Source organism: Cellulomonas iranensis NBRC 101100 = JCM 18110, assembly GCF_001552375.1.
Taxonomy (GTDB): Bacteria; Actinomycetota; Actinomycetes; order Actinomycetales; family Cellulomonadaceae; genus Cellulomonas; species Cellulomonas iranensis.
Genome location: NZ_BCRB01000144.1, coordinates 1 through 5172, shown reverse-complemented (window position 1 = coordinate 5172; position 5172 = coordinate 1). Strand labels below are relative to the sequence as shown.

Genomic DNA, 5172 nt, shown 5'->3' with positions numbered 1-5172 from the left:
CACCGGCGGGGCTCGCCCAGGGCGCCGGCGGCGGGGCGTCGTCCTGCGGTGCGGTCATGCGTCCGGCTCCTCGGGTGTCCGTGTCGGCCGCGCGGCGGTGCGCCGCTGCTGGTCGGGGCCCATCGTGCCACGCGGCACCCCCGCGACGACCGGTGCGCGGCGCCGCGGCGGGCACGGCGTCCGCGCGGTCCCGGCGGCGGCGCCCGCACCGCGGTCCGCGTCACCCGGGTGCGCGCCGCGGGGCGCCCCGGGAAGTGCCGTGACGATGAGAGGATCATCACCATGAAGGGACGCGTCCTGGTGGTCGACGACGACACCGCTCTGGCCGAGATGATCGGGATCGTGCTGCGCTCCGAGGGGTTCGACCCCGTCTTCTGCGAGGACGGGGACGAGGCGCTCGGCGTCTTCCGGCAGTCGCAGCCGGACCTCGTGCTGCTCGACCTCATGCTGCCCGGCAAGGACGGCAACGAGGTGTGCCGGCTGATCCGGGCCGAGTCGGGCGTGCCGATCGTCATGCTCACGGCCAAGAGCGACACGGTCGACGTCGTGCTGGGCCTCGAGTCGGGCGCCGACGACTACATCTCCAAGCCGTTCAAGCCCAAGGAGCTCGTGGCGCGCGTGCGCGCCCGGCTGCGGCGCAGCGACGAGCCGGCGCCCGAGCACCTCGCGATCGGCGACCTGTCGATCGACGTCCCGGGCCACCGCGTCGAGCGTGCGGGGCGCCCCATCGCGCTCACGCCGCTCGAGTTCGACCTCCTGGTCGCGCTCGCGCGCAAGCCCTGGCAGGTCTTCACGCGCGAGGTCCTGCTGGAGAAGGTCTGGGGCTACCGGCACGCGGCCGACACGCGGCTCGTGAACGTCCACGTGCAGCGCCTGCGCTCGAAGATCGAGACCGACCCCGAGCGTCCCGAGATCGTCGTGACGGTGCGTGGCGTCGGCTACAAGGCGGGCGTCGGCGGCGCGTGAGCGCGTCCCCGGCCACGGTCGAGCGCACGCCGCGCCGCGGGGCGTGGCGCCGGCTCGGCCGCGCACGCGCGGGGCGTCGTCTGCGCGCCCTGGCGGGCCGCTGGCGCTCGTCGCTCCAGCTGCGCGTGCTCGTCTCGACGCTCGGGCTGGGGCTCGTCGCGCTCGCGCTGATCGGCGTCTACGTCGGCGACCGCATGAGCGCGGGACTCTTCGAGGCGCGTCGCGACCAGGTGCTCGCCGAGAGCGCGCGCAGCACGCAGCAGGCGCAGGACTCGCTCGCGGCGTCCACCGCGAGCACGCCCGGGGACGTCGCGATCCTGCTCGAGGACGTGACGAACGCGCAGCGCGCCGGCGGGTCGGGCGACCGTGACGTGTTCCTGCTGCGCGCGCCGGGCCAGGCGGGGTTCGGCGTCGGCGCGACGGCGAGCGACCTCACGCTCGTCGACCTCGTCAGCCGCGAGCTCAAGCAGGCGACCGCGGGCGACGGCCAGCAGTGGCAGTCCGTCGCGATCCCCGTGGGCGACCGCGTCGAGCCGGGGATCGTCGTCGGGCAGGACGTCGAGGTGCCCACCGCGGGCACGTACCAGATGTTCTTCCTGTACTCGTTGCAGGCCGAGCAGGACCGGCTCGACTTCCTGCTGCGCACGCTCGGGTTCGCGGCCGCCGCGCTGGTCGTGCTGCTCGGCGGCATGACGTGGCTCGTGACGCGCCGCACCGTGCACCCCGTGCGCCGCGCCGCGCACGTCGCCGAGCGCCTCGCGGACGGGCACCTGTCGGAGCGCATGGCCGTGCACGGGCAGGACGAGATGGCGACGCTGGCGCGGTCGTTCAACGAGATGGCGGGCAGCCTGCAGGACCAGATCCACCGCATGGAGGAGCTCTCGACGCTGCAGCGCCGCTTCGTGTCCGACGTGTCGCACGAGCTGCGCACGCCGCTCACGACCATCCGCATGGCGGGCGAGGTCATCCACGGTGCGCGCGACGAGTTCGACCCCGCCGTCAAGCGCTCCGCCGAGCTGCTGGCCACGCAGCTCGACCGCTTCGAGGACCTGCTCGCCGACCTCCTGGAGATCAGCCGCTTCGACGCGGGCGCCGCCGTCCTCGACGCCGAGGGCCGCGACCTGCGGGACATCGTCATGCAGGCCGTCGACAACGCCGTGCCGCTCGCCGCGCGCCGCGGGTCCTGGCTGCAGGTCGAGCTGCCCGACCAGCGCGCCGACGCCGACGTCGACCCGCGCCGCGTCGAGCGCGTCCTGCGCAACCTGCTCGTCAACGGCATCGAGCACGCCGACGGCTCGGCGGTCGAGGTGCGCGTGGGCGTCGACCCGACGGCCGTCGCGGTGACCGTGCGCGACCACGGCGTCGGCATGACCGCGGACGAGGCGCTGCACGTGTTCGACCGCTTCTGGCGCGCCGACCCCGCGCGGGCGCGCACGACCGGCGGCACGGGGCTCGGCCTGGCGATCTCGCTCGAGGACGCGCACCTGCACGGCGGCACGCTCGAGGCGTGGGGGCGGCCGGGGCGCGGTGCCTGCTTCCGTCTCACGCTGCCCCGACGCGCCGGCATCCGGCTCTCGGGCTCGCCGCTGCCCCTCGTCCCCGGCCCCGACGCCCCGGTCGCCGACGCGGCGCCGCTGCGCAGCACGGACCCGGCGGCGCTGCCCGAGCTGCCGCCCATGACGGGGGAGATCGCGATCGTGAGCAACGCGTCGGACCCGGCGCGCACCGACGTGCGCCTCGACGACACGGCCGACGTGCCGGCCCACGGACGGAGGCAGCCGTGAGCCGGGTCCGGGGCGCGGCGCCGGCCGTCGTGCTGGTCGTCGGCGTGCTCGTCGGGTGCGCGGCGATCCCCACGTCGGGGCCCGTGACCGAGGGCGACGGCGTGGTGCGCGAGCAGGAGGGGGTCGTGGTGCTGGCGCAGGGCCCGCAGGCGGACGCCGACCCGGCGGCCATCGTCGAGGGCTTCCTGCTCGCGAGCGACGCCGAGGTCACGGGCGACTTCGAGGTCACGCGGCAGTTCCTCGCGGCGGACGAGCGCACCGAGTGGGACCCGGGCGCGTCGACCGTCGTCGCGAGCCGCACCAAGGTCGAGCAGACGGGGGAGGCGCAGGTCACGGTGTCCGTCGACGTGTCCGCACGGCTCGACGCCGACGGGCGGTACGCCGAGGCGCCCGCCGACGCGCGCGAGACCCTGCGCTACGAGCTCGTGCAGGACGCGCGCGGGCACTGGCGGATCGCGCACGCACCCGACGGCGTCGTGGTGACCGCGCGGCGGTTCGAGCAGCAGTTCCGCGCCACCTCGCTGTACTTCCTGTCGCCGGACGAGAAGATGCTCGTCCCCGAGGTCCGATGGTTCCGCGACCGCAACGTCCCGACCGCCGTGGTCCGGGCTCTGCTCGCCGGCCCGTCGCCGTGGCTGCGGGACGCGGTGACGACCGCGGTGCCCGCGGGCGCCGAGCTCAAGCCCGAGGCGGTCACGCTCGAGCAGGGCGGGGTCGCCGAGCTGACGCTCGAGCCCGCGCAGGCCGTGCAGGACGCCGACCGTGGCCTGCTGCTGGCGCAGCTCGAGGCGTCGCTCCGCGCGCTCGGCATCACGACGGTCCACGTGCAGGCCGGCGCGACGGGGGCGCCGCTCGAGGGCCGTGCCGCCGACCTGGTGACGCCCGACCCGGGGGAGCTCGAGCTGCTCGTCGACGGCCGCACGCTCGCGCTCGTCGACGGCGTCGCCGCTCCCGTGGACGGCGTGGGGGCCGTGGCCGGTGCGGCGCCGCGCGCGATCGCGCGGTCGGCGGACGGGTCCGTGCGCGTCGCGCTCGCCGACGCGAGCACGCTCGTCGCCCTGCCGGTCGGGGCCGCCGCGCAGCGGACGCTGCTGACGGGAGCGGGGCTCGCGGCACCGTCGGTCGACCGGTTCGGCTGGGTGTGGACCGCGCGCGTCTCGGCGCCGGGGCGCCTCGACACCGTGCGGCTCGACGGGACGACCACCGAGGTGGCGGCCGAGTGGCTGCTCGGGCGCACGGTGCGCGCGGTGCGCGTGTCGCGCGACGCCTCGCGCGTGGCGATCGTCTCGGACGGTCCCGACGGGACCACGCTCGACGTCGCGGGCGTCGTGCGGGACGACGACGGCGCCCCGGTCGCGATCGGCCCGGCGCTGCGCGTCGGGGCGCCGCTCACGCCGACCGGCCCGGTCGTGTGGGTCGACGACGTGACGCTCGCGGTGCTCGCCGACGGCGACGCCGGCGCGGCCCCGTACCTCGTGACGGTCGCGGGACGCAGCACGTCGTTGCCGGCGGTCGCCGACGCGGTCGCGCTCGCGGCGGACCGGGGCGAGCGCACGCTGTACGTCGTGACCGCGGAGGGGGAGCTGCTGCGTCACCAGGGCGGCACGTGGGTCGCAGTCCCGGGCGTGACGGGCGACCTCGACGTGACCGGGGTCGCGTTCCCCGGCTGACGTGCGGCCGGGCCCGGGCCGAGCCGCCCACGGCCCCGGGACCCCCGGCGTCGGTCCCCGACGACGGGGGTCCCGGGGTCGTCGGCCGCCGTCGGCACGGGAGGCTGCCGGTGTGCACGACGAACCCCGGCGGACGCGCCACGACCCGGCCGCGCAGCCCGCGTCGAGCGCCACGGTCTGCGTGGCGCTCGCGGTCGCGGCCGCGCGCGACCTCGTGCGGCTCGTGGTGCCCGTCGCGTGCGCCGGCTGCGGGCTCGCCGACGTGCCGTGGTGCGACGCGTGCGCCGCGCACCTGCACGGTCCGCCGGTCCGCCGCGACCACGGCGCGGGGCGGCTCGACCTGCTCGAGGGGCGGACCCTGCTGCCGGTGCTCGCGCCCGCGGCGTTCGCCGGGCCGGTCCGGCACGCCGTGACCGCGTGGAAGGACGGCGGACGCGCCGACCTCGACCGTCCGTTCGCGGCGGCGCTGCGCCGGACGGGTCGGCACCTCGGCGGCGCGGCGGACCGCGGCGGGTCGGACCCGTCGGTGCCGTCGGCGTCGCGCCCGTCGGGACGCCGGGCGTCGGCGTCGCAGGCCGGTGCCCGGCGGGTGGCGGGTGCCGTGCTCGTCGTCGCGGTGCCGTCGTCCGCCGCGGCGCGCCGGCGCCGCGGCCGGGCCCCCGTGGACGTGCTCGCGGGCGCCGTCGCCGCGGGGCTGCGCGACGTCGGCGTCGAGGCGCGCCGCGCCGCGCCCCTCGTGCGGGCAGCGGGCC

Annotated in this window: 3 protein-coding genes and 1 pseudogene; all 4 read left to right on the top strand. The window is 77.4% G+C overall.

The window, feature by feature from the left end; all coding sequences use genetic code 11:
- Window positions 1–282 precede the first annotated feature (282 nt).
- Entirely contained in the window at window positions 283–966 is a 684-nt protein-coding gene (gene mtrA, locus CS2_RS17615) for an MtrAB system response regulator MtrA (RefSeq protein ID WP_046528747.1), read from the top strand.
- On the top strand, window positions 963–2750 hold the full coding sequence (gene mtrB / locus CS2_RS17610; protein ID WP_082740345.1) for an MtrAB system histidine kinase MtrB: 1788 nt from the start codon (window positions 963–965) through the stop codon (window positions 2748–2750). The genes mtrA and mtrB overlap by 4 nt, the downstream gene beginning before the upstream one ends.
- Window positions 2747–4420, top strand: coding sequence for an LpqB family beta-propeller domain-containing protein (locus CS2_RS17605; protein WP_070320948.1), 1674 nt, complete (start codon window positions 2747–2749; stop codon window positions 4418–4420). Before mtrB ends, CS2_RS17605 begins: the two co-directional genes overlap by 4 nt.
- Window positions 4421–4532: 112 nt before the next feature.
- Window positions 4533–5172: pseudogene (locus tag CS2_RS17600) on the top strand (hypothetical protein); the annotation flags it as partial.